At 73.1% G+C, this 24,604-nt stretch carries 20 protein-coding genes; 13 read left to right on the top strand and 7 right to left on the bottom strand.

Features of this window, described 5'->3' with window-relative positions:
• Positions 1 to 122: 122 nt before the first annotated feature.
• Together ACFC0D_RS12210 and ACFC0D_RS12205 are read left to right on the top strand one after the other, a co-directional pair.
• On the top strand, positions 123 to 392 hold the full coding sequence (locus ACFC0D_RS12210) for a DUF2530 domain-containing protein (RefSeq protein WP_362369515.1): 270 nt from the start codon (positions 123 to 125) through the stop codon (positions 390 to 392).
• Between the two features lie 110 nt (positions 393 to 502).
• Positions 503 to 2,908 (top strand): HAD-IC family P-type ATPase, encoded by a 2,406-nt coding sequence (locus ACFC0D_RS12205; protein WP_376433864.1) that lies wholly within the window; start codon positions 503 to 505, stop codon positions 2,906 to 2,908.
• Positions 2,909 to 2,945: 37 nt separating this feature from the next.
• Here the strand turns inward: ACFC0D_RS12205 and ACFC0D_RS12200 are convergent, their stop codons facing one another.
• Positions 2,946 to 3,326: a VOC family protein gene (locus tag ACFC0D_RS12200; protein ID WP_376433862.1), complete on the bottom strand. Its 381-nt coding sequence runs from the start codon at positions 3,324 to 3,326 to the stop codon at positions 2,946 to 2,948.
• Positions 3,327 to 3,331: 5 nt separating this feature from the next.
• The gene (locus tag ACFC0D_RS12195; protein ID WP_376433860.1) at positions 3,332 to 4,717 is read right to left on the bottom strand and encodes a glycosyltransferase 87 family protein; all 1,386 of its coding nucleotides are present in this window, start codon (positions 4,715 to 4,717) and stop codon (positions 3,332 to 3,334) included.
• 199 nt (positions 4,718 to 4,916) lie between these two features.
• Between ACFC0D_RS12195 and ACFC0D_RS12190 the strand changes: the two genes are divergently transcribed.
• Positions 4,917 to 5,783: an LPXTG cell wall anchor domain-containing protein gene (locus tag ACFC0D_RS12190; protein WP_376433858.1), complete on the top strand. Its 867-nt coding sequence runs from the start codon at positions 4,917 to 4,919 to the stop codon at positions 5,781 to 5,783.
• Between the two features lie 19 nt (positions 5,784 to 5,802).
• Here the strand turns inward: ACFC0D_RS12190 and ACFC0D_RS12185 are convergent, their stop codons facing one another.
• Positions 5,803 to 9,006: a sacsin N-terminal ATP-binding-like domain-containing protein gene (locus ACFC0D_RS12185; RefSeq protein ID WP_376433856.1), complete on the bottom strand. Its 3,204-nt coding sequence runs from the start codon at positions 9,004 to 9,006 to the stop codon at positions 5,803 to 5,805.
• Positions 9,007 to 9,181: 175 nt separating this feature from the next.
• Positions 9,182 to 10,102, bottom strand: a complete 921-nt coding sequence (locus ACFC0D_RS12180; protein ID WP_376433854.1) for a DUF3027 domain-containing protein — start codon at positions 10,100 to 10,102, stop codon at positions 9,182 to 9,184.
• A gap of 358 nt (positions 10,103 to 10,460) precedes the next feature.
• Between ACFC0D_RS12180 and ACFC0D_RS12175 the strand changes: the two genes are divergently transcribed.
• From ACFC0D_RS12175 to ACFC0D_RS12160, 4 genes are all read left to right on the top strand, one after another.
• Positions 10,461 to 11,828: an MFS transporter gene (locus ACFC0D_RS12175; protein ID WP_376433852.1), complete on the top strand. Its 1,368-nt coding sequence runs from the start codon at positions 10,461 to 10,463 to the stop codon at positions 11,826 to 11,828.
• Positions 11,829 to 11,918: 90 nt separating this feature from the next.
• On the top strand, positions 11,919 to 12,398 hold the full coding sequence (locus ACFC0D_RS12170) for a DUF2771 domain-containing protein (protein WP_376433850.1): 480 nt from the start codon (positions 11,919 to 11,921) through the stop codon (positions 12,396 to 12,398).
• A 7-nt stretch (positions 12,399 to 12,405) separates the two neighbouring features.
• Complete coding sequence (locus tag ACFC0D_RS12165) at positions 12,406 to 13,185, top strand: futalosine hydrolase (protein WP_376433848.1); 780 nt, start codon at positions 12,406 to 12,408, stop codon at positions 13,183 to 13,185.
• Positions 13,182 to 14,066: a 1,4-dihydroxy-6-naphthoate synthase gene (locus ACFC0D_RS12160; RefSeq protein ID WP_376433846.1), complete on the top strand. Its 885-nt coding sequence runs from the start codon at positions 13,182 to 13,184 to the stop codon at positions 14,064 to 14,066. The genes ACFC0D_RS12165 and ACFC0D_RS12160 overlap by 4 nt, the downstream gene beginning before the upstream one ends.
• A 29-nt stretch (positions 14,067 to 14,095) precedes the next feature.
• Here the strand turns inward: ACFC0D_RS12160 and ACFC0D_RS12155 are convergent, their stop codons facing one another.
• Positions 14,096 to 14,479 (bottom strand): cold-shock protein, encoded by a 384-nt coding sequence (locus ACFC0D_RS12155; RefSeq protein WP_308354918.1) that lies wholly within the window; start codon positions 14,477 to 14,479, stop codon positions 14,096 to 14,098.
• A 195-nt stretch (positions 14,480 to 14,674) separates the two neighbouring features.
• Between ACFC0D_RS12155 and ACFC0D_RS12150 the strand changes: the two genes are divergently transcribed.
• Positions 14,675 to 14,944, top strand: a complete 270-nt coding sequence (locus ACFC0D_RS12150; protein WP_376433843.1) for a hypothetical protein — start codon at positions 14,675 to 14,677, stop codon at positions 14,942 to 14,944.
• Here ACFC0D_RS12150 and ACFC0D_RS12145 read toward each other — a convergent pair.
• Complete coding sequence (locus tag ACFC0D_RS12145; RefSeq protein WP_376433841.1) at positions 14,941 to 15,570, bottom strand: HAD family hydrolase; 630 nt, start codon at positions 15,568 to 15,570, stop codon at positions 14,941 to 14,943. The two genes, ACFC0D_RS12150 and ACFC0D_RS12145, sit on opposite strands and share 4 nt — an antisense overlap.
• Positions 15,571 to 15,674: 104 nt before the next feature.
• On the opposite strand from ACFC0D_RS12145, the gene ACFC0D_RS12140 reads away from it, so the two are divergent.
• From ACFC0D_RS12140 to ACFC0D_RS12130, 3 genes are read left to right on the top strand one after another with little or no spacing between them, the layout of a single operon-like run.
• Positions 15,675 to 16,679: a FecCD family ABC transporter permease gene (locus ACFC0D_RS12140; protein ID WP_376433839.1), complete on the top strand. Its 1,005-nt coding sequence runs from the start codon at positions 15,675 to 15,677 to the stop codon at positions 16,677 to 16,679.
• Positions 16,676 to 17,731, top strand: a complete 1,056-nt coding sequence (locus tag ACFC0D_RS12135; protein WP_376433837.1) for a FecCD family ABC transporter permease — start codon at positions 16,676 to 16,678, stop codon at positions 17,729 to 17,731. The genes ACFC0D_RS12140 and ACFC0D_RS12135 overlap by 4 nt, the downstream gene beginning before the upstream one ends.
• Positions 17,728 to 18,546 carry an ABC transporter ATP-binding protein gene (locus tag ACFC0D_RS12130; protein WP_376433835.1) on the top strand — a complete coding sequence of 273 codons (819 nt, stop codon included), beginning with the start codon at positions 17,728 to 17,730 and terminating at the stop codon, positions 18,544 to 18,546. Before ACFC0D_RS12135 ends, ACFC0D_RS12130 begins: the two co-directional genes overlap by 4 nt.
• A 564-nt stretch (positions 18,547 to 19,110) precedes the next feature.
• Here the strand turns inward: ACFC0D_RS12130 and ACFC0D_RS12125 are convergent.
• Positions 19,111 to 20,046, bottom strand: a complete 936-nt coding sequence (locus ACFC0D_RS12125; protein WP_376433833.1) for a hypothetical protein — start codon at positions 20,044 to 20,046, stop codon at positions 19,111 to 19,113.
• A gap of 63 nt (positions 20,047 to 20,109) precedes the next feature.
• Between ACFC0D_RS12125 and ACFC0D_RS12120 the strand changes: the two genes are divergently transcribed.
• Complete coding sequence (locus ACFC0D_RS12120) at positions 20,110 to 22,818, top strand: helicase-associated domain-containing protein (RefSeq protein WP_376433831.1); 2,709 nt, start codon at positions 20,110 to 20,112, stop codon at positions 22,816 to 22,818.
• A gap of 108 nt (positions 22,819 to 22,926) precedes the next feature.
• The gene (locus ACFC0D_RS12115) at positions 22,927 to 24,582 is read left to right on the top strand and encodes a DNA repair helicase XPB (RefSeq protein ID WP_376433829.1); all 1,656 of its coding nucleotides are present in this window, start codon (positions 22,927 to 22,929) and stop codon (positions 24,580 to 24,582) included.
• Positions 24,583 to 24,604 lie beyond the last annotated feature (22 nt).

Below are 24,604 nucleotides of genomic sequence, written 5' to 3'. Positions count from 1 at the left end.
CCAATTTGGCGGTTCATACGAGAGAAACCCGCCAGAGGCAAACCGTTTCAGTATGAACACATGAACGAGCGAGCGTCTATCTCCGCGCGTAGACCCCTTTTCCCGCCGCCTAGACTGACCGCATGGCGAAGTGGACCCCCAAGCACGAGGCACCCGAGCCCCTGGAGGGGCCCGTCGTCGCCACCATCACCGGCGGCACGATCCTCTGGTTCGTACTCTTCCTGGTCCAGGTCCCCTTCTACGGCTGGTTCGACGACCGGGACCTGACCTGGTGGGTGTGGACCTGCCTGGCCGGCGCCGGCCTCGGGCTCATCGGCATCTGGTACGTACGCAAGCGCGACGCCGCGATCAAGCGGCACGAAGCCGAGCGGAACGCCTCGCCCACCCCCTGATCCCGCTCCTTGATCCGCGTAGTACCGCGGGACGATTTCCGTCCTCCCGCGGTCTGATGTTCACCCTTCTCGGCGGGTGAACGGTCGCTTCCGGTCGTACCGTCGAAAACATGACTCAGCGGGCGAAGATCGACACGGACGGCAGTGAGATCGCGGACGAGCCCCCGGTCGTCCACCGCGTCGCCGGACTGACCTCCGCCGAGGTCGCCGAACGCGTCGCCCGCGGCGAGGTCAACGACGTCCCCGTCCGCAGTTCGCGCTCCACCGTGGACATCGTCCGCGGCAACGTCTTCACCCGCTTCAACGCGATCATCGGCGTGCTCTGGGTGATCATGTTCCTCGTCGCGCCGATCCAGGACAGCCTCTTCGGCTTCGTGATCGTCGCCAACACCGGCATCGGCATCATCCAGGAACTGCGCGCCAAGAAGACCCTCGACAGTCTGGCCGTCATCGGTGAGGCGAAACCGACGGTCCGACGCGACGGGGTCTCCGCCGAGGTCTCCACCTCCGAGATCGTCCTCGGCGACCTCATCGAGCTCGGACCCGGCGACAAGGTCGTCGTGGACGGCGAGGTCGCCGAGGCCGACAGTCTGGAGATCGACGAGTCGCTGCTGACCGGCGAGGCCGACCCGGTGGTGAAGAAGCCCGGCGACAGGATGATGTCGGGCTCTTTCGTGGTCGCGGGCGGCGGCGCGTTCACCGCCACCAAGGTCGGGCGCGAGGCGTACGCGGCCCAGCTCGCCGAGGAGGCGTCCCGCTTCACCCTCGTCCACTCCGAGCTGCGCTCCGGCATCTCCACGATCCTCAAGTACGTGACGTGGATGATGGTCCCGACCGCGATCGGCCTCATCATCAGCCAGCTGGTCGTCAAGGACACCAACTTCAAGGACTCCGTCGCCCGGACCGTCGGCGGCATCGTCCCGATGATCCCCGAGGGGCTCGTCCTCCTCACCTCCGTCGCCTTCGCGATCGGTGTGATCCGGCTCGGCCGCAAGCAGTGCCTCGTGCAGGAACTGCCGGCCATCGAGGGCCTGGCCCGTGTCGACGTCGTCTGCCTCGACAAGACGGGCACGCTGACCGAGGGCGGCATGGACATCACCGAGCTACGGGCCCTCAACGGAAGCGACGAGGAGTACGTACGGAAGGTCCTCGGCGCCCTCGGCGAGTCCGACCCGCACCCCAACGCCTCGCTCCAGGCCATCATCGACGCCTACCCCGAGGCGGAGGAGTGGCGCTGCACCGAGTCGCTGCCCTTCTCCTCCGCCCGCAAGTACAGCGGCGCGGCGTTCAGCGAGGGCGACGGCGAGAACTCCGCCTGGCTCCTCGGCGCCCCCGACGTCCTCCTGAAGGCCGGGGACCCGACCCTCACCGAGATCGACCATCTCAACGAGCAGGGGCTCCGGGTCCTCCTCCTCGCCCGTACGGCCCGCGAGCTCGACTCCCCCGACGTGGCTCAGGACGCCGACCCGACCGCGCTCGTCGTCCTCGAACAGCGGCTGCGCCCGGACGCCGCCGACACCCTCTCCTACTTCGCCGACCAGAACGTGGCCGCCAAGGTCATCTCCGGCGACAACGCGGTCTCCGTCGGAGCCGTGGCCGGGAAGCTCGGCCTGCCCGGGGCCGAGAACACCGTCGACGCCCGCCACCTGCCCACCGAGCAGGCGGCGATGGCCGACGAACTCGACCGGAACGCGGTCTTCGGCCGCGTCACCCCGCAACAGAAGCGGGACATGGTCGGCGCCCTCCAGTCCCACGGGCACACGGTCGCCATGACCGGCGACGGCGTCAACGACGTCCTCGCCCTCAAGGACGCAGACATCGGCGTCTCGATGGGCTCGGGCTCCGAGGCGACCCGGGCCGTCGCCCAGATCGTCCTCCTGAACAACTCCTTCGCGACCCTGCCGTCGGTGGTCGCCGAGGGCCGCCGGGTCATCGGCAACATCACCCGGGTGGCGACCCTCTTCCTGACGAAGACGGTCTACTCCGTCCTCCTCGCCGTCCTGGTGGTCTGCTCCCAGGTCGAGTACCCCTTCCTGCCGAGGCATCTGACCCTGCTGTCCACCCTCACCATCGGCGTCCCCGCGTTCTTCCTCGCCCTCGCCCCCAACAAGGAGCGCGCGAAGCCGAACTTCGTGAGACGGGTGATGCGGTACGCGATCCCGGGCGGCATCGTCGCGGCGGCGGCCACCTTCACCACGTACCTCATCGCCCGCGCGCACTACAGCGGCCCGGGCGCCCTCGACGCGGAGACGAGCGCCGCCACCCTGACGCTCTTCCTGGTCTCCATGTGGGTCCTGGCGATCGTCGCGCGCCCGTACACCTGGTGGCGCATCGCCCTGGTCGCCACGATGGGCGGCGCCTTCCTCCTGGTCCTCGTCGTCCCCTGGCTTCAGGACTTCTTCGCCCTGAAGCTGGTGGGCGTGACGATGCCCTGGACGGCGGTCGCGATCGCGGCGATCGGTGCGGCGCTGCTGGAGGTGGCCTGGCGCTGGGTGGACCGGAGGTTCCCCGCGTAGGGCGACGGGACCGGCCCGCACCACAGGACGCGGGTGGTCAGAGGGGCTGGAGTCGGGCACGCAGGAGGCAGAACTCGTTGCCTTCCGGGTCGGCCAGGACGTGCCAGCTCTCGCTGCCGTCCTGGCCGACGTCCACCGGCTCGGCGCCCAGGGCGAGCAGCCGTTCCAGTTCGGCGTCCTGGTCGCGGTCGGTGGCGTTGACGTCGATGTGCAGCCGGAGCTTCCCGGTCCGCGGGTCGCTGCTGGGGCTGAGGACGAGGGTGGGCAGGCCGCTGGAGCCGGCGTCGAGCGGCCCGATCTCGATGGATCCGTCGTCCTCCCGGCCCCGTTCGACGTAGCCGAGCACCTCGCTCCAGAACGCGGCGAGCCGTTCGGGGTCGACGCAGTCGATGACCAGTTCACTGATGCGGCATGCCATGGCCGTCAGTGTAGGGACGGGGACGACTCGGAAGTCGAGGGAACGGTCGGGTCGGGGTCCCGGGCTGTCGCCGTCCACAGACGGCGGCAGGAGAGGACGGCCGCCGTGAGCAGGAGGCCGTTGCGGGCGACCATCAAGGTGTTGCCCAGGGCCGTGCCCTGCATGACCTCCAGGTAGTGGAGCGGGTAGGCGAACGCCGTCACGGCGGTCGCGGCGAGCAGGACCCAGGCCACCGGGCGCTGGGTGGTGAGCCGGGAGGTGAGGCAGACCGCCGCCAGGCCCAGCAGCCAGACCATGTACTGCGGGCTGATCACCCGGCTGGTGACCGTGAACAGCAGGATCGCGGTGAGCGCCGCGTCGAACGGTGTCGCCTCCGTCCACCGCGAGGCCCGGCCCCGCCAGAACATCAGCCAGCCGAACGCGGCGGCCGTCAGCATCAGCGACAGCTGCGCCACGGTCGCCACGTGCTCACCGCTGAACTCCAGTGCGCCGTAGCGGGTCTCCACCCAGATCGGCATCCCCGACGCCCGCATCAGCGAGAGCACCGTGCCGCCCAGCGACTCGATCTGCACACCCCGGGCGCCCTGCTGCTGCAGGAAGTCGAAGCTGTGCCGGAAGGCGAGGGCGAGGACGGTCAGCAGCGCAGCGGCGGCCGCGGCGGCGGACACCCAGGCGTCCCTGGTGGTACGGCCCCGCTCCATGCCCACCAGGGTGAGCAGTGGCCACACCTTGATCAGTGCCCCGAACGCGGCGAGCGCCCCGCCGAGGCGCGGCCTGCGACGGCCGGCGAGCAGCGCGAGGACGGCGAGGGCCGTCACCTGGATGTCGAACCGCCCGTGCGGCAGGTTCAGGAGCATGGGCAGACCGGCGGTCCACAGCCACGCCCCCGCGAGCCTGCGGCCGGAGCGGGCCAGGGCCACCATGACCACGGCGTCGGCGACGAGCGTGAGCACGAGGAACGCCGCGAAGTAGTCGAGGAAGGGCAGCAGCGACGGGGAGAGGAACAGCAGACCGGCGCCCGGCGGGTACTGCCAGGTGACGTCGCCGACCGGGAAGGCGCCGTCGGCCAGTTGCTGGGACCACCGCGGGTAGAGGAACACCACCTCGGACGAGACGTTGCTGACGCCGATGTCGTCCTGGACCAGCAGGTACACCATGACGATCCGGGTCAGGGCCCAGACCGTCCCGATCGCCGCGAGCGACCTGCCCTTGGACCAGGTCGCGGCCCAGGCGTCCGCGTGCCGGGCCGCTCTGTCCAGGGCACGCGCCGCCGCACCTCGGCCATCGGCCAGGTCTTTCTGCTGATGGGGGACGGCCGGGTCATGGGTGGCCGGGTCCGGGCCCTCCTCGGGAGGGGCGCCGCCCAGAAGGCCGGCCTTCTGCTGCGTCATGGATCGAAAATGTAGACCGATATGACCGCTTTCTCCCGGAGCGAACCGCTGGTCCCGGCACACGTCCCCCAGAGAGCGGCCCCCGAGAGACCGGGCCGGGCAACCCTTTGGCGGGGCCAGGTGTCCCCCCTGTGCGTACACGCATCGTGCGCGTGCCTGAAGACCAGGCGCCATCCGGCGCCTGTGGGAGGGAACCCCGATGAAACTCCGCCCGGCCGCCACCGTGGCCGCCACCACCGCCGCGCTGCTCCTCGCCTCACCCGCCGCCGCCCATGCCGCCGGACCTCCGGCGGACCTGCCGAGCTGCGTGGACGTCTCGAACGGAGACTACGAACAGAAGTCGCTCACCGCGAAGCTGGACGTGGTCGCCGCCTCCGTCGTGGCGGGCAGCGGCTGGCAGCCGGTGAAGGGCTCGGTGACCAACATCGGGGCCGCGGACCTGCCGGGCGTCGCGGTGGACGCGTACCCCTGGCGCCAGGTCGAGTTCCCGGAGTACCACCTGGGCGACTATGTGAAAGCGCAGGTGAAGGCGGCCGACGGAAGCTGGCGCGACCTGGGGGACGGACCTGCGGACGTCGACGAGATCGCCCTCCTGAAGGCCGGCGAGACCAAGCACTACGAGCTGCGCGTCCAGGTGCTCGCCAAGATCCCCGCCGACCTCACCGGAGCGGACTTCAGCCTGTACGGGAGGTTCGCCGACGTCTACAGCCACCCGGACACCGGCAATCGGACCGACTGCGTGGGGGTCGCCCCCGCCCAGGACGGCTTCATGATCAAGCCCGCCCCGACCACCCGGCCGACGCCGACCAGGACCCCGACGACGACCGCCACGCCGACGCGGACCGCCTCACCGACGGGGACCGCCACGCCCACCCGGACCGCCACGCCCACGACAGCGCCGACCGCGACTCCGTCGGCCACACCTCCGGCCGCCCACGCGCCGAACACCGGCGGCGGGCTCGCCGACACCGGCTCGTCGGGCACGGCCACGCTCGCCGTCATCGGCGGCGCGGTCGTCGTCCTCGGCGCGGCGGCGGTGCTCTTCGGCCGCCGCCGCAACCGCTGACGTCCTGATCCAAGGACGTCTAGTCGAACCACCGGTCCCTGGCCAGCTCCGCCGTCCTCGACGGGTCCTCCAGCAGGGCCGCGACCTCGAAGCGGCGGGGCCACTGGCCGGCCGCCCAGGCCAGACCCGCGGCGACGCCCTCCAGGGTCGCCGCGTGGATCGTGCCGTCGGGCGTGCGGCGCCAGTCGAGTTCGACGCCCGCGGCGCGAAGCTCCTCGTGCTCGATGTACGAGTCCGGGGTCGCCGGCCCGAGGAGGGCGTGCACCGAGGGCGGTACGTCGTGCTCCTCGCCGACCGTGGTGACCTCGGCCTCCACGGACTCGCTCAGCCGCCGGACCTGGAACAGCTCCGCCAGATCCGCCGCCCGCGACGGGGAGACCGGCAGCAGGGGCAGCCCGCCGGCCAGCGGGAGAAGGTCGGGCGCGTCCGCGACCAGCGCCTCGGACGCGTCGACCACCAGCAGTTCCCCGTCCACGACCGCGCGCAGCTCGTCGGGGAGGGTGACCTGCTCGGGGTCCAGATCGGCGAGCGCGGTGTACAGCGCGTGCAGCTGGGCGCCGGTCACCTCGCGCTCCGGGGAGGCGAGACGGGCCAGGAGTTCGGCCGCGCCGCCCGGCTCGTCGAGGAGCGCGGTGACCGAGGTGCGGACGCCCAGGGCCCGCAGGACCTGCTCGTCCTCGAAGCCGGTCGCGTCGGCGGAGTCGTACAGGCCCATGAGCAGCGGGTCCGTACCGGCGGCCCGCAGACCGGCCGGGCGGCGGCCGTCGAGGACCGGGTGGTCGCGGAGCCACCAGGCGGTGTACGACCGTACGGTCTCGGTCGTCCCGTCCGGCATGAGGACCCGCACGGGCTGGGTGAGCGCGTCCCGCAGCGGCGGCTGCGCCAGCAGGGCGAGCGCCTGCGGCCAGGCCTCGTCGTCGACCAGGTCCAGATCCCGTACGGCGACGATCTCGGTCGCCACCGGCGGCACCGGCGCCTCCGGCAGCCGGTCGAGGACGTCCTCGCACCACACGTCGACCGCGTCGAGGAGCCCGGCATCGTCGGACTCGGCGAAGTCGCTCTCCCGGGGCTCCAGTTCGTCCGGGTCGAGGACGAGGTCGGTGGCCCGGACCAGGGCGAAGTTGGCGAGCACCCCACAGGCGGCGAGCGGCTGCTCGCCCCACCGCTCGGCCAGTTCCGCGTCGCACAGCGCCAGCTCGTCCTCGCGCATCACGGCGGCGAAGGCACTGCCGGGCAGGACCAGTTCACCGGCGGGCGCGAGCTCGCCGTCCTCGTCGGGCAGGGCGAGGGCGCCGAGCCACGGCTCGTCGCCGGGCTCCAACTCGGCGTCCCGGACGAGTGCGAGGACCGTCTCGGCGAGCTCGTCGGCGTCCAGGGTGTCCGCGTCCTCGTCCCAGATCTCCCCCGCGTCGAGGGAGCCGGCCACCGCCGCCCTGACCTGAGGTGTCGTCAGCACGGCACGGGGCGTGGCGGGCAGGGCGCCCAGCTTCTCCAGGAGGGGGTGAGCGGCGTCCGGATGGGCGACCTTGAGGCCGAGCCGGGTCAGGTCGGCGGGAGTGTGGTCCTGGGGCAGCAGCACATGCCGGGGGCCGATGGTCGTCCGGATCCGGGAGCCGGGCTGCTCTTCCCGGTCCTCGCGGTCCTCGTCGAGACCTTCATCGTAGGTACGTTCGGCATCCCCGCCCGCCAGCGGGACCGGCAGGCCCGTGAGCCGGTCCGGGTCCACCCCGGCCAGCGAGTCGTACAGCTGCCACCACCACGACGGCGCCCGGTCCACCCCGGCCAGCCGGTCGATCGCCTCCGTCAGCGGCACCCGTCCGATCCCCAGGGTGCGCAGCTCGGGCCGCCGTTCGAGCCCTGCGGGCAGCAGGGTCGGGAAGACCTCGGCCAGGACGGCGACGGTCTCGGCGCCCGCGCCCTCCACGACCTCCGCCTCCACGGGCCGCAGTGCGGGCATGTCCTCGGACGGCGCCTCGGGGGCCAGGAAGGCCACCCGCGGCAGACGCTCCAGGATCGCCGCGCGCAGCGCCCCGTCCAGGACGCCCTTGCCGAGCAGGCCGGGCACCAGGTCGATCGTGGCGACCGTCACCGGCAGCCAGTCCGCGAGGAGTTCGGCGTAGGCGTCGGCCGCCCGCTCGACCAGGAAGTCGGTGAGCGGCCCGGGCGCCGGGTGGCGGCGGGCGGTGTCCAGCGGGAGGGAGGCGATCAGCAGGGCGGGCAGGCCGAGCGGTTCGTCGGTGGGGGTGGGGGCGTGCACGACGGGGGCGGTACGGGGGAACAGCGGCGCGCCCTCGCCGTCGACCGGCACGGCCCAGGTCACCGACCAGTGCGGGCGCAGCCGTTCCTCGACCGGCCGGCCCTTGAGGAGCGCGGGGTCGAGGGGGCCGCCGTGACTGACGGTCCGCCAGCGGTGGTTGCCGGTCGCGGAGTCGGCGATGTGGACGTAACCGTCAGCCTCGGAGCGGCGGAGCGTCCGTACGCCCTCCGAGGTGTCGACCACGATCTCGGCGAGGCCGGGGAGCGTGAGGAGCAGGGCGTCGTCGATGGAGTCGAGGAGACGCTCGGCGAGGTCGACGGCGGCGGAGTCGCGCAGCGGGAGCACGACGACGGTGTCGTAGCCGTCGGGGGCGGTGCCCTCGGCGGGCAGCGGGAGGCGCAGCAGCGGGACATGTCCGTCACGGCGGCGCAGCTCGTCCCCGAGGCCGGGGCTGTGCCGGGCGACCTCGGCGGCCAGCTCCCGGGCCTCGGCGAGCGACCAGCGGACACCGCCGTGGCGGCCCAGGACGGCGGGCTCGTCGGAGACGGCGAGGACGGCGGCGAAGCCGACGCCGAAACGGCCGACGGCGTTCGTGTCGTGCTCGCCCCGCTTCGCGGAGGCGCGCAGCGTGGACAGGGACTCGACGCCGGTGGCGTCCAGCGGGGCTCCGGTGTTGGCGGCGGCGAGGACGGCGGGGGCGTCGGGGCCCGCGGCGTGCAGGGTGAGCCGGAGCCTTCCCGTCACCCCTGCGCGGCGGGCGGCGTCGGCGGCGTTCTGGGCGAGCTCGACGACGAGGCGGTCGCGGTAGCCGCCGAGGGCGAGGTCCTCCTCGGCGTTGGCGTCCTCCCGGAACCGGGCGGGCCCGGCACCCCAGGAATCGAGCACGCCTCTCCGCAGCCGTGCGGTCCCGAAGGGGTCGGCTCCGTCGGTCGACGTCCTGACGCTGACGCTCACGTCTGACTCCACTCTGCGGGGCGGGATTGTGCCGGGGCCCGAAGGTACCGCGACCTGCACGTCCCCGGGCGCCACGGGGTACCCGACGCCCGCCATCCCGACTACCCGAGCCCACCGAGCCCATTCCCCGGGGCCCGGCCCCCGTGTGGGCACTCGTCCCGCAGGGGCTGGGGGACGCCCCCGTCCGTTACGAGTGGCCCAGGTCTTCCGACGTGCCGTCCGGTTCCGTCGTCGAGCCCGAATCCTTCGCCGGACGCAGCGGGAACGCGTCCGCCCCCATCGAGTCCAGCACCGGCGGCGCCGGCCGCGGCGGCTTCGGCATGACCGCCGCCTCCGAGTGACCGCCACAGCCGTAAGCGAGCGACACGACCCGCCCGTCCGCCGGCGAGAACTCGTTCGCGCACACACCGAACGCCTGCTTCAGCGACCCCGCCAGCGGTACCAGGAACGCGCAGGACTCGCACGACGCCGGCGCGGCCTGCGCCATCGGCGTCTTCGCCCCGAACGACTCGTCCCACCGGTCCGCCGCCACATGCAGCCCGTACCGCGACAGCACCCGCGCCCGCCGCATCCCGAGCTCCTCGGCGACCGAGGCGATCGCGCCCCGGGACGGCGTACGGGACACGATCTCGGCGTCCTCGGCGTCGAGATGGTCCGCCATCTCCTCCGAGACCGCGGAGTTCGGCGGCGGCGCGTCCTCCCCGGAGTACCCCGGCTCGAGCCGCAGGTCGTCCTGCTCCGTAGGCAGCAGGTCCCCCGGCCCCATGTCACCCGGCCGCAGCCGCTCGCTCCACGGCACCCACTCAGGGGCGAGGAGAGCGTCGGAGCCGGGCAGCAGGACGGTCTCGTCGAGGGTGACGTTCTTCGCCCGGGAGGCGCGCGTGACCGTCACGGCCCAGCGCCAGCCGCGGTAGCCGGGCTCCTTGCACTCGAAGAAGTGCGTGACCACCCGGTCACCCTCGGCGACGGCCTCCACGTGCGCCCCGACGATGCCGGGTGCGGCCGCCTCGTCGGCGGCCGCCCGCGCCAGGTCTACCGCCTCGGCGCACAGGCGGTCGGGGGTACGCGGGGTACGCGCAGTACGGCTTCGCGTCGTCGCAGCACTCACAGGTCTCGCTTCTCTCCTACGCCGTCTCACGGGTGCGCCGGGCCGAGGAGCGGGAGCGAAGCTACGGGCGGCGGGCGGAGCGGACCAGAGGGCCGCATCGACGTCCGCACCCGACATGTCTCGCGTGTCTCGGGCACACCTATCGTCATCCATTCTGCGGGATGCCGAAGAGGCGCGCGGCCGAGAACTTCCGCCGGTGGCGCGCTACGCACGCTACCCCCTCTGCCGCCCGCCGCCCACCTGCCCGCCCCAAGTGGCCCGTATCGCGGACTTCCCGACCGCATTCACGCAGGGTTGGAGAGGGCCGCAGGGCCGCGCCAACGGTTCGTCCGGGACTGGTGTGGGGCACTATGACGGAGTGGCAGCCGCACGGTCGTCCGCACGATCCCACGATCATGCCGGGCCGCTCAGCCGAGCGGGCCGGGCGGTCGGGCGCGCCCTTCACCTGCCGTTCACCGGTACGGCGAAGGGGATCCGGAAGGCTACGCACGCGCACGGCGCGGGCGAGTCGGGTCTGGGAAAGCTGATCGAGCTGCACGCCGTGAACGGCGCCGGCGACGTCATGATCACCGTCGCGCTCGCGTCCACGGTCTTCTTCTCCGTACCGACCGACGAGGCACGCGGCCGGGTCGCGCTCTACCTGGCGATCACGATGCTCCCGTTCACGCTCCTCGCCCCCGTGATCGGCCCGCTCCTGGACCGCATCCCGCACGGCCGCCGCGCCGCGATGGCCGGGGCGATGCTCACCCGGGCGGTCCTGGCGATCACCATGTCGGCGGCGGTGTCCACGGGCGGCCTGGAGCTGTACCCGGCGGCGCTGGGCGTGCTGGTGGCTTCGAAGGCGTACGGGGTGGTGCGCAGCGCCGTCGTGCCGCGTCTGCTGCCACCCGGCTTCTCCCTGGTCAAGGCGAACTCCCGGGTCACCCTCGCGGGCCTGCTGGCCACCGGCATCGCCGCGCCGATCGGGGCGGGGCTGCAGCAGGTCGGGCCGGCGTGGCCGCTGTACGGGGCGTGTGCGCTGTTCCTGCTGGGCGGGTACTGGGCGTTCCGGATGCCGCACAAGGTCGACTCGGCGAAGGGTGAGCGGCGCGTGCACCTGCTGACGCACGGCGAGAAGAAGCCGAGCCTGCGGACGGTGGGCCCGGCGGTGCTGCACGGGCTCCAGGCGAACGCGGCGCAGCGGATGCTGTCAGGGTTCCTGATCTTCTTCCTGGCGTTCCTGCTGCGCGAGCATCCGCTGCCGGGGCAGAGCGCGGCGGTGTCGCTGGCGATGGTGGCGGTGGCGGCGGGGGTGGGGAACGCGTGCGGGACGGCGGTGGGCTCGCTCCTGAAGGAGCGCGGCCACGCGCCGGAAGTGATCATCGCCACGATGATCACGACCGTGTGCGGGGCGGCGGTCCTCGCGGCGGTGTTCTTCAGCGGGGCGATGGTGGCGGTGCTGGGAGCGGTGGCGGGCCTGACGCAGGCGCTGTCGAAGCTGTCCCTGGACGCCCTGATCCAACGGGACGTGCCGGAGGTGGTCCGCACGTCGGCGTTCGCCCGCTCGGAGACGCTGCTGCAGATGTCATGGGTGGTGGGCGGCGGGATCGGCATCTCGCTCCCGCTGAGCGGCCAGGTGGGCATGTGGGTCGCCGCGGCCATCCTGGGCCTGGGCGCGCTCCTGGCCGTGCGCGGCCTCCTGACGGCGGCGCGGACTCCGGACGACAAGAAGGCGGAGGTGACATGACCCCACCCGGCAGGCGCGTGGTCGCACCGAAAACGCGGCGCGCCGCACCCCCGCGTGGCGGAGTCCGGTGCGCCCGATAGCCTTCGGGCCATGACCGTTGCGTTCTTCACCGGCTCGCGCCGCCGGGCCGCCGTCGCCCTCGGGGCCGTCTCCGCCGGGCTCCTCGTTCTCTCCGCCTGCGACAAGCCGACTCCGCTCGCGACCCTGACGGTCGGGACCGAGTCGATCCACTCCGAGGCCGCCTGCTACAACGACGGCGACGCCATCAAGGAGTCGCAGATCCAGCAGTGCCTCAACAAGAAGGCCGAGAAGACCATCACGGTCTCCGCGGACGACAAGATCCGCTTCGGCGTCGACCCCTCGATCGCCGAGAACGGCTGGACGATCTTCCTCGGCGGCCAGAACGCCGAGCCGGAGCCCTACAAGAAGACGTACCGGACCATCCCGGCCAGCGCCTTCTTCTCCACCCAGACCGGCGAGGCCACCAACTCGACGCAGGTCACCATCGTCGAGAACGACGGCAAGAAGCTGACCGGCATCTGGCACTTCGAGCTGAAGAAGGACGCCTGATCCTCCGGTGCTCCTCCGGATCCTGATCGTGACGGCCGTGGCGGCGGAGGCGGACTCCGTCGCCCGGGGCTTCACGTTCGGCGGACCGGGCTCGGGCGAGTTCCCGCTGCCCGGCGGCTTCGTGCTGCGCCGCCACGCGGGTACGGGACCTGAAGGGCGACCCGCTGTCGTCGACGTGCTCGTCGGCGGCGTCGGCCCCGCCTCGACGGCCACCGCCACCGCCACCGCCCTCGCACACGCCTCCGCCGCACACGACCCCGCCGACGGCCCGCACGCGCCCTACGACCTCGTCGTCTCCGCCGGTATCGCCGGTGGGTTCCAGCCGCTCGCGCCCCTCGGCTCCGTCGTCGTCTCCGACGTCATCGTCTCCGCCGACCTCGGCGCGCAGACTCCCGACGGCTATCTGACCGTCGAGGAGCTCGGCTTCGGGCGGTCCTCGCACGCCGTGGACGCCACCCTCACCCGCCGGATCTCCGACGCGCTCACCCGGAACGAACGACCCCACACCGTCGCGCCCGTGCTCACCGTCTCCACCGTGACCGGCACCGCCGAGCGCGCCGACGAGCTGGCACGGCGTCACCCGCGCGCCGCCGCCGAGGCGATGGAGGGGTTCGGCGTGGCCGAGGCCGCCGCCGCGTACGGAGTCCCCGTGGTCGAGATCCGCGCCGTCTCCAACGCCGTCGGCCCCCGCGACCGCGCCGCCTGGCGCATCGGCGAGGCCCTGGACTCGCTGCGGCACACGTTCCAGCTGCTCAGCACCACCGTCTTCGTGGAGCCCGCCCCATGACGCCCAAGCTCAAGATCGCGTACTCGCCCTGCCCGAACGACACCTTCGTCTTCGACGCCTGGGCCCACGGCCGCGTCCCCGGCGCCCCGCGCCTCGACGTGACGTTCGCCGACATCGACCTCACCAACGGCTGGGCCGAGAGCGAGGACCCCGCGTACGACGTCCTCAAGGTCTCGTACGCCGTGCTGCCCTGGGTCCTCGACCAGTACGCGCTGCTGCCCTGCGGCGGCGCGCTGGGCCGCGGCTGCGGCCCCCTGGTGCTGACGCGGGAGCCGGGGGCTCGTGGGGGCACCTCCCAGGCCGAAGGCTCTGGGGGACTGACGGGGAAGACGGTCGCCGTGCCGAGCGAGCGCTCGACCGCGTATCTGCTCTTCCGGCTCTGGGCCGCCGACGTCGTCCCTGGCGGCGTGGGGAACGTCGTCGTGATGCCGTTCCACGAGATCATGCCCGCCGTGCGCGACGGGAAGGTCGACGCGGGGCTCGTCATCCACGAGGCCCGGTTCACCTACCAGAACTACGGCCTCCACGCGCTGGCCGACATGGGCGCGCACTGGGAGGACACCACCGGTCTGCCGATCCCGCTGGGCGCGATCATCGCCCGGCGCTCGCTCGGCCCGGACATGCTGCGGCGCCTCGCCGACACGGCCCGCGCATCCGTACGGATGGCCTGGGACGACCCGGCCGCCTCGCGCCCGTACGTACTCGAGCACGCGCAGGAGATGGACCCCAAGGTGGCCGATCAGCACATCGGTCTCTACGTCAACGAGTTCACGGCCGACCTCGGCGAGGCCGGCTACGCGGCGGTCCGCGGGCTGCTCACGCGCGCCGCGGCCGAGGGGCTCGTACCGCCCCTCGGCCCGGACGCGCTGGCGTTCCCGTAACCCTGACGGGCCACCTCCGACGGCCCGCCTCAGACGTCGAGCTGGTCCGCGACCGCCCGCAGCAGGCCGGCGATCTTGGCGCCCTGCGCCTTGTCGGGGTAGCGGCCCCGCTCGAGCATCGGGGTGATGTTCTCCAGGAGCGTCGTCAGGTCCTGCACGATGGACGCCAGTTCGTCGGGCTTACGGCGCTGCGCCGCGGCGACGGAGGGCGTCGGGTCGAGGACCGTCACGGACAGCGCCTGGTCGCCGCGCTGTCCCGCGACCACCCCGAACTCCACGCGCTGCCCCGGCTTGAGGGCGTCGACTCCGGCAGGGAGCACCGACGAGTGGACGAACACGTCGCCGCCGTCGTCCCGGGAGAGAAAGCCGAAGCCCTTCTCACTGTTGAACCATTTGACCTTGCCGGTAGGCACGTCTGTCCTTGTCCTCGTACTCGATGGATACGCCGGGAATCCGGCTCTGGATACCAATACAGCGGGCGCCCGACCTCCCTCGAGTTCTCGACTGCACTCGAGCAGGGGACCCCCAGGCGCCAAGGCTAATGGGCTTCGGGCTGGTGACAAGACGTCGCCGGTTTGTTCCTCCGGCCTGGGAACTACCCTGGCCGAATGCGTAGTGAAACCCCTTCCGCCCTCTCGGACGACTCCGCGCCGGGTGACGGTCTCGTCCGGGCCGGTGCGATTGTCTTCATCGTCGGCGCGGTGGCCACGCTGGTCACGGTGGCCCCGCTGTTCCTGGGCACCGACCCGTTCCCGCCGATCGCGTACGCGGTGTGCATGCTGATGGGCGTCGGATTCCTGGTCGCGGGCGCCGGGGTGCTGCGCTCGATCGCGGCGCAGCGCCGCCAGGCGAAGCCGGCCGCGACCGGCGGCAACTAGCCGCAGTACGCCTCCCACCAGGCACGGAACTCTGTCAGGTCGGGCAGGACGACGTCCGCGCCCGCCGCGCGCAGCTCCGCCTCGTCGCACGGTCCGGTCGCCACGGCCACCGACACGGCGCCCGCGGTCGCGGCGCCGCGTACGTCTCCGGTGTGGTCGCCGACGTACACGCCCGCGGAGTGCTCGCGCAGCGCCTCCGCCTTGCCCTCGGCCCACAGGCCGCCGATGACGGCGTCGGGGTCGATGCCGAGGTGGGTGAGGTGCAGCTTGGCGTGCGGCTCGTTCTTCGCGGTGACGACGATGGTCCGGCCACCCGCCTCACGAACGGCTTGAATCGCATCCCGCGCGCCGGCCATCGCGAGCGACGGCTCGATCGCGTACGTCGGGTAGAGCGCGCGGTACTGGGCCACCCGCTCCTCGATCTCCGCCTCCGGGAACCAGTGCGCCAGCTCGTGCTCCAGCGGCGGCCCGAGCCGGGAGACGGCCAGGTCCGCGTCGATCTCCACGCCGACCTGGGCGGAGAAGGCCTCGTACGTGGCCTTGATGCCGGGGCGGGAGTCGATCAGCGTCATGTCCAGGTCGAAGCCGACGGTCAGCGGAGGGCGAGAGAGAGTCATGGGTGACATTGTGCCCGGATGTTCGAATAGGGCCGCTGCTTAGACTGAGCCAAGCCTTACCGAAGTCGGCCCGCCGAAGTCGACGTCGTACCCGCACCTCCCGATGGGCCTCGATGACAGCCGCACTCCCTTCCAGACGCGTCCTCGCCACCGTCGCCGCCGTCATCGCTCTCCTCGTCGCGATCCTGCTGAGCCTCGCCGTGGGCGCCCGGGCCATCGCCCCGTCCACGGTCCTCGACGCGCTGCTGCACGGCGGGACGAGCGACGACGCCGAGGTCGTACGGCAGATGCGGGTGCCCAGGACCCTGATCGGGCTGATGGTCGGCGCCGCCCTGGCCCTGGCCGGTACCGCCCTGCAGGGCATCACCCGCAATCCGATCGCCGACCCCGGCATCCTCGGCATCAGCCAGGGCGCCTCGGTGGGCGTGGTCTTCGCGATCGCCTTTGCCGGAGTGCACACGCTGACGGGGTACGTGTGGTTCGCCTTCGCGGGCGCGGCCCTCGCCTCGGTCGCCGTCTACGCGATCGCCTCCAGCGGGCGCGGCGGGGCGACGCCGGTGAAGCTGGCGCTCGGCGGCGCCGCGATCAACGCGCTGCTGCTGTCGGTGACGACCGGGATCCTGACGACCAGGGCGTCGGCACTGGACGAGTTCAGGTTCTGGCAGATCGGCTCGCTGGACGGGCGGGACGCCGAGGTCGTCGGGCAGATCTGGCCGTTCCTGCTGGTCGGCGCGGTGCTCGTGGTGTCCGTGGCCCGTGGCCTGGACGCGCTGGCGCTGGGCGAGGACGTGGCGAAGGGGCTCGGTCAGCGGGTCGCGACCGTACGGATCGTGGGCGGTGTCGGGGCGACCGTGCTGACCGGCGCGGGGGTCGCCGCAGCCGGTCCGATCGCGTTCGTCGGCCTCGCGGTGCCGCACATCGCCCGCGCGATCGTGGGCAGCGACCACCGCTGGGTGCTGCCGATGGCAGCGCTCGTGGGGCCCGTGATGCTGCTGGTGTCGGATGTGATCGGGCGGGTGCTCTTCCCGCCGGGCGAGGTCCCGGCGGGTGTGATGACGGCGCTCATCGGGGTGCCGTTCCTGGTGACGCTGGTGCGCCGGAAGGCGGTGCCGGCATGACGACGACGTCGGTACGTCCTGCCGGGTACGGAGTCGTACGCGCCGGAGCGGGATCGTTCCTGCTCCACCGGCGCTCGGCGTTCGTGGCCCTGGGCCTGGTGGCGCTCCTCGCTGCGGTCTGCGTCGCGTACCTCTGCGTCGGCGAGAAGTTCGTGGCACCGGCCGAGGTCCTGAAGGTGGTCTTCGGGCAGGAGTCCCGGTCCACCTTCGTCGTCGAGGAGCTGCGGATGCCGCGGCTCGCGGTCGGGCTGATGGTCGGCGCCGCGTTCGGGATCGCGGGCGCCCTCATCCAGACGGTCGCCCGCAACCCGCTCGCGAGCCCCGACATCATCGGCATCAGCCAGGGCGCGGGCGCGCTGACGGTCGGCGCGATGACCTTCGGCCTCACCTCGTACACCGTCCTGCCGTACCTCTCGATCGTCGGCGGCATCGCGGCCGCCGCGCTCGTGTACGTCTTCGCCTGGCGCGGTGGGCTGCACGCGACGCGGTTCGTGCTCATCGGGATCGGGTTCGCGATCGCGCTGCGCTCGCTGATCACCCTGTTCATGACCAAGGGCGACTACCTTGTCGCCCAGCAGGCCCAGATCTGGATGACCGGCTCGCTCAACGGGCGTGGCTGGGACGAGGCCGCGCCGATCCGCTGGACGCTGATCGCGCTGCTCCCGGCGATCCTGTGGGCGGCCCGCGCTCAGCGGACCGTCTCCCTGGACGACGACACGGCGACGGCGCTGGGGGTCTCGCTCGGGCGGGTCCGGCTGGGGCTCGTGTTCGTCGGCGTCGTGCTCGCGTCGGTGGCCACGGGGGTGGCGGGGCCGGTCGACTTCGTGGCACTGCTCGCACCGCAGATCGCCCGGCGGATGACGCGTACGGCACAGATCCCGCTGCTGTGCTCGGCCCTGATGGGGGCGTTCGTCGTGGTCCTGGCCGACCTGCTGGGCAAGCGGCTGTTCTCGCCGACCGAACTGCCGGTGGGTGTCCTGACGGCGGCGGTCGGCGCCCCGTATCTGATCTGGCTCATCGTCCGGAGCCGAAGCGTGGGAGGAAAGTCGTGAGCCGGCTGACCGCGCGCGAGCTGACGCTCGCGTACGAGGACCGTACGGTCGTGAAGGACCTGGACCTCGCCGTCCCCGACGGCAAGGTGACCGTGATCGTCGGCCCGAACGCGTGCGGGAAGTCGACGACGCTGCGGGCGCTCGGGCGGCTGCTCAAGCCGGTGGGCGGGGCGGTGCTCCTCGACGGGGAGTCGCTCGCGAAGCTGCCGACGAAGCGGATCGCGCAGTCGATCGGCCTGCTGCCGCAGACCCCCGTCGCCCCGGAGGCGATCACGGTCGCCGACCTGGTGTCGCGGGGGCGTCAGCCGCACCAGGCGTGGTGGAAGCAGTGGTCGGAGGCCGACGAGCGGGCGGTCGTGGAGGCCATGGCCTCCACGGACGTCGCCGCCCTGGCCGACCGGTCGGTGGACGAGCTGTCCGGGGGTCAGCGGCAGCGGGTCTGGATCGCGATGGCGCTCGCGCAGGAGACGGATCTGCTGCTGCTCGACGAGCCGACGACGTATCTGGACATCGCGCACCAGGTCGAGGTCCTGGACCTGGTGCGCCGTCTCAACGTGGCGCGGGGCCGGACGGTCGTGGTGGTCCTCCACGACCTGAACCAGGCGGCGCGGTACGCCGACCACCTTGTCGCCATGAAGGCGGGCCAGGTGGTGGCGGAGGGCGCGCCGGCGGACGTGGTGACGGCGGACCTGGTCCGCGACGTCTTCGGCCTGGAGTCGGTGGTCGTCCCGGACCCGGTGACGGGGTCACCGCTGGTGATCCCGGGGGCGCCGTGGGGAGCGGACGCACCCGAACTCGACACGATCGACGCCTGACGCGCCCCGTAGTGGGCACGCGTGCCGCTGGGGCGCTACCCGGCCGCCGGCCCGCCGCCGTCGCGGCAGGCACCCGGGGCCGGTGCCCCGCCCGCCCCCTCCGTTGTGGCAGGCGCCCGCGGGGCGGTGCCCCCGCCCTCCCCGCCCCGCTCCGTTGTGGGCATTCGTTCCGCTGGGGCTGGGGGTCCCCCGGACGGAGTCTGGGGGGAGGGTGGGCACAACGGAACGGCGCCTTTGCAGGCGCCTCTGCCCCGTGAGCCCCGAGCCCCAGGGCCCTGGACCGTGCACGTGCCTTGTGGTGCGGGGGTGGGTCGGAGCGGACGCGCCCGCAAGGGCGCCGTCCCGTGTGCCCACCCGTCCCGCCCAGCGGGACGATTGCCCACACGGGAGTGGGGTGGGTGGGCAGCGGGACCCGAACGCCCACACGCGGGTGAGGGCGCGGGACGCAGGCGCGCCCACACGCGGGTGAGGGCGCGGGACGCAGGCGCGCCCACACGCGGGTGAGGTCGCGGGGCGCGAACGCCCGCACAGGGGTGCGGGCGCGGGCGCCGGCGCGCGGCGGCGTCAGGTGTGGCGGCGTGACCGCCACAGTAGGAACAGGGCCGACGCTATCGCCGCGCCCTTCAGGGTCCACGGCCACGTTTCCGAGATCGCCGCGCCCATCGCCTCGCCGCCCCGTGCGACCGGGGCGCCCCAGCGGCCCTCCACTCGGCCCCAGAGCCAGACCGCGCCCGCCGTGGCCGCAAGGCCCGGGAGGACGACGACGGCCCACTGGGCCTCGGCACGGGAGAGGCGACGGGAGGCGTAGGCGAGGAGCCAGCCCAGGGCCAGGGGGATCAGGGAGCCGAAGACGGCCCCGCCGAGCAGGAGCAGCGCGGCCAGGAGCAGGAAGGGGCTGCCCAGGCGGAAGCGGCGGGCCGGTACGGCCTCTTCGGTGCCCCCCTCCGCCTCCACGGGCGCGCGGCGCAGCACCCGGCGCCAGCCGCGCCTCGGCGCCTCCGGCTCCCCCGGCTCCTCCTCCTCGTCCTCCACCGGCGGCTTCAGCAGCTCCGGGATCTCCACCCCGCCCCGGAACCCGGGCGCCAGGTCGTCCCCCGGCCGCGGCTCCGGTGTGTCGTCGTCCAGGCTCCACCAGTCCGGTTCGGTGTCGGCCGCCCCGACTTCGTCCGTGCCCGCCAGGTGGGGAGGGGCCGCGCCCGGCGCGGGCCGCGGCGGCGCCTCGCTCTTCCGTGACCGCCCGCTCTGCTGCTCCGGCAGCTTCGGTACCGGCGCGATCCCCGCCGCCCCGTCCACCACCTCGTCCGGCGTGCCCAGCGCGTCGAGGATGCCGCGGATCGCGGTGGGACTCTCCTGGCCGTACGTGGCGCGCCGACGGTCGATCTCGCTCCGCAGCATCGACACGAGCCGCATCCTCGTGCTCGACGGAAGCTGCCTCTGCTGCGCCAGATCGCCGACCCGGCTCAGATAGTCGAAGACCAACTGGTCGCTCTCGATCCCCACAGTGCCCCTCCACAGCCGGTACGCCCCGACGTTAGCGCCCGCGCAGGGGCTAACGTGGGGCGGATGGGGATCGGTGAGCTCGATCGGGAGGCGCACGTGCCCGGAGGAACTGGCGCCGCCGCAGCGCCGCGCACGCTTGCGGAGGCGCTGCGCGCGCGGGGCGACGAAGGGCTTGCCGCGCTGCTGCGGGCGCGCCCGGATCTGCTCTCCCCCGTACCGAACGATCTGACGCAGCTCGCCACCCGGGCCGGCACCCGCGGCTCCGTCGTCCGGGCGCTCGAACGGCTCGACCGGTTCACGCTCCAGACCGCCGAGGCGCTTGCCGTGGCCCCGGACCCCGCCCCGTATCCCGTACTCCTCGCCCTGCTCAGCGGCGACGACGGCGACCCGGACATCGAGGCGGCGCTGCCGCGCGCGGTGCAGGTGCTGCGCGAACAGGCCCTGGTCTGGGGCGACGACGACCGCCTGCGGCTGGTGCGGACCGCGCGTGAACTGCTCGCACCCTCGCCGCAGCATCCGTCCCCGACCGGCCTCGGCCCGACCGTCTCCGAGTGCACGGCCGGCATGTCGCCCGGCCGGATCCAGGAGATCATCGCGGCGGCCGGGCTGCCCGCGACGCACGACCCGGTCTCGGCGGTGGCGGCGCTGACAGATCTGTTCACCGACCGGGACCGGATGGGCGCGCTGCTCGACACGGCGCCGCCGGAGGCGCTGGCGGTGCTCGACCGGCTGGTGTGGGGTCCGCCGTACGGAGAGGTGACGGCGAACCCGGCCCCGCCGGTGCGATGGCTGCGCGACCGCGGTCTGCTGCTGCCGGCCTCGACCCGCACGGTCGTGCTGCCGCGCGAGGCGGCGCTGCATCTGCGGGGCGGGCGGGCCCACCGCGCGCCGGAGCCGCACGCACCGGAGCTGTCCGTCCTGCGCGATTACCGTCCCCAGGTTGTGGACAGCGCGGCGGCCGGCCAGGCGTACACGGCGCTGTCGACGGTCGAGGAGCTGTTGAAGGGCTGGGACCAGGGCGGTCCCGCCGTACTGCGCTCGGGCGGTCTGGCGGTACGGGACCTCAAGCGGACGGCCGGAACGCTGGACGTCTCGGAGCCGGTCGCGGCGTTCTGGCTGGAGCTCTGTTACGGGGCGGGGCTGCTGGCCTCGGACGGCGAGGCGGACGAGCGGTACGCGCCGACGCCCGCGTACGACGACTGGCTCGACCTGCCGGCGGCCGAACGCTGGGCGGGGCTCGTCACGGCCTGGCTGCTGGGGACGCGTGCTTCCGGCCTGGTCGGCGGCCAGGACGCCAAGGGGCGCGCACTGTCCACACTGGGCCCGGATCTCGACCGGGGCGCGGCGCCCGAGGTCCGGCGACGGGTCCTCACCCTGCAGGCCACGCTGCCGCCGGGCTCGGCGGCGGACCCGGAGGCGCTCCTGGCGCGACTGCGGTGGGAACGGCCGCTGCGGGGCGCGGGCCGTACCGGTTCTCCCGGGGACACGGAAGCGGGGCGGGGCCCGAGCAGCGGATCCGGCACCGCGTACGGCACGGGCACCTCCGCCGCGTACGGCACGGCCGCCGCGTACGGCACGGCCGCCGCGTACGGCGCGGGCGCGCCCGCCGGCCGAAGCGCCGCCACCGCCTCGTACGGGCCCGGCACCGGCTCCTCCCCCGCCGATCTCCGCTCCCGGCTCGCCCTGTGGGCGCTCTCCGAGGCCGAGATGCTCGGGATCACCGGACGTGGAGCCCTCGCCTCGCCCGCCCGGGCGCTGCTCAACCTGCCGCTCGCCGAGGCCGCGACCGAGCCCGTGGCCGTTCACGGCGTCGAGCTGTCCGTCGCCGCCGCCCGGGCCGCGACCCTGCTCGCCCCGCTCCTCCCCGAACCCGTCGACCATGTCCTGCTCCAGGCCGACCTCACCGCCGTCGCGCCCGGGCCGCTCCAGCGACCGCTCGCCCACATGCTCTCCGTGCTCGCGGACGTGGAATCGAAGGGTGGCGCGACGGTCTACCGGTTCACGCCCGGCTCGGTGCGCCGCGCGCTCGACGCCGGACGCAGCGCCTCCGACCTGCACGACTTCCTGACCGCGCACTCCCGTACGCCGGTTCCGCAGCCCCTCGCCTATCTCATCGACGACGTGGCGCGGAAACACGGCCATCTGCGGATCGGCGCCGCCTCCGCCTATGTGCGCTGCGACGACGACGCGCTCCTCGGCGAGATCCTGGCCGACAAGCGGTCCGCGTCGCTGCGGCTGCGCCGCCTCGCGCCGACCGTGCTCGCCTCGCAGACGGACCCGGCGGCGCTGCTCGACGGCCTGCGGTCGATGGGGTACGCGCCGGCCGCCGAGTCCGCGGAGGGCGACGTCCTGATCACCCGCGCCGACGCCTACCGCACGGGCGCCCGCACCGCGCCCGTTCCCGTCCCGGACGGCCCGCCCGCACCGGACGCGACCCTGCTCGGCGCGGCGGTCCGCGCGATCCGGGCCGGGGACCTCGCCTCGACGGCCGTCCGCAAGGAGCGCCCCGAGGGCGCCCCGGTCGTCGCCGGCGAACTCCCCCGGACCTCCCCGGCCGAGACCCTGGCCACGGTCCAGGCCGCCGCGATGACGGGCTCCGCCGTCTGGATCGGCTATGTGAACGCGGAGGGTGCGGCGAGCCAGCGCGTCATCGCCCCGGTCCGGGTGGAGGGCGGCTTCGTGACGGGCTACGACCACACGGCGGACGAAGTCCGCACGTACCCCCTGCACCGCATCACCGGCGTCGCGGAACTGGCGGACGACCAGGTCTGACCTGCCTGAGGACCGGCCCCGAGCACCGGTGGCCGGTCCTCAGGCACACTGGATGTTTGGCCGCTGCGGAATCCCCGGCGCGGTACGGCGGGAAGGACCTGATCAGGCGTGAACGGACCACTCATCGTCCAGAGCGACAAGACGCTGCTCCTGGAAGTCGACCACGAGCAGGCCGATGCCTGCCGTCGTGCCATCGCGCCCTTCGCCGAGCTGGAGAGGGCGCCCGAGCACATCCACACGTACCGCGTGACCCCGCTCGGCCTGTGGAACGCCCGCGCCGCCGGGCACGACGCCGAGCAGGTCGTCGACGCGCTGGTCGAGTTCTCCCGCTACCCCGTGCCGCACGCGCTCCTCGTGGACGTCGCCGAGACCATGGCCCGCTACGGCCGGCTCACGCTCTCCAAACACCCCACCCACGGCCTCGTCCTCACCACCACCGACCGGCCCGTCCTGGAGGAGATCCTCCGCTCGAAGAAGGTCCAGCCGCTGGTCGGCAACCGGATCGACCCGGACACCGTCGCCGTGCACCCCTCCGAGCGCGGGCAGATCAAGCAGACGCTCCTGAAGCTGGGCTGGCCGGCCGAGGACCTCGCCGGTTACGTGGACGGCGAGGCGCACCCCATCGAGCTCGCCGAGGACGGCTGGGCGCTGCGCCCGTACCAGAAGCAGGCCGTCGAGGGCTTCTGGCACGGCGGCTCCGGGGTCGTCGTGCTGCCCTGTGGCGCGGGAAAGACGCTGGTCGGCGCCGGTGCGATGGCGCAGGCGAAGGCCACCACGCTGATCCTGGTGACGAACACCGTCTCGGCCCGCCAGTGGAAGCACGAGCTGGTGAAGCGGACCTCGCTGACCGAGGACGAGATCGGTGAGTACTCCGGTACGAAGAAGGAGATCCGTCCGGTCACCATCGCCACGTACCAGGTCCTGACGACCAAGCGGAAGGGCATCTACCCGCACCTGGAGCTCTTCGACTCCCGCGACTGGGGTCTGATCGTCTACGACGAGGTGCACCTGCTGCCCGCGCCGGTCTTCAAGTTCACCGCCGATCTCCAGGCCCGGCGGCGGCTGGGGCTCACGGCGACCCTCGTCCGGGAGGACGGGCGCGAGTCGGACGTGTTCTCGCTGATCGGCCCGAAGCGTTTCGACGCGCCGTGGAAGGAGATCGAGGCGCAGGGGTACATCGCGCCCGCCGACTGCGTCGAGGTCCGGGTCAATCTCACGGACTCCGAGCGGCTCGCGTACGCGACGGCGGAGCCGGAGGAGAAGTACCGGTTCTGTGCGACGACGGCGACGAAGCGGAAGGTGACGGAGGCCCTGGTGAAGAAGTTCGCCGGGCAGCAGATCCTCGTCATCGGCCAGTACATCGACCAGCTGGACGAGCTCGGCGAGCATCTGAACGCGCCGGTCATCAAGGGCGAGACGTCGAACGCGCAGCGCGAGAAGCTCTTCGACGCGTTCCGCGAGGGCGAGATCAGCGTGCTGGTCGTCTCGAAGGTCGCGAACTTCTCCATCGACCTGCCCGAGGCGACGGTCGCGATCCAGGTCTCGGGCACCTTCGGCTCGCGCCAGGAGGAGGCACAGCGCCTCGGCCGGGTGCTGCGGCCGAAGGCCGACGGCCACCAGGCGCACTTCTACTCGGTGGTCGCGCGCGACACCATCGACCAGGACTTCGCGGCGCACCGCCAGCGGTTCCTGGCCGAGCAGGGGTACGCGTACCGGATCATCGACGCCGACGAGCTGATGGCGGGCGAGACGCCGCCGGCGTAACGGGCGCACCGAAGACCGCGTG

Origin of the sequence: Streptomyces sp. NPDC056222 (assembly GCF_042264065.1) — a bacterium.
In the GTDB taxonomy this organism is placed as follows: domain Bacteria; phylum Actinomycetota; class Actinomycetes; order Streptomycetales; family Streptomycetaceae; genus Streptomyces.
Note: the sequence above shows the minus strand (reverse complement) of the source record. Positions and strands in the feature narration are given on the sequence as shown.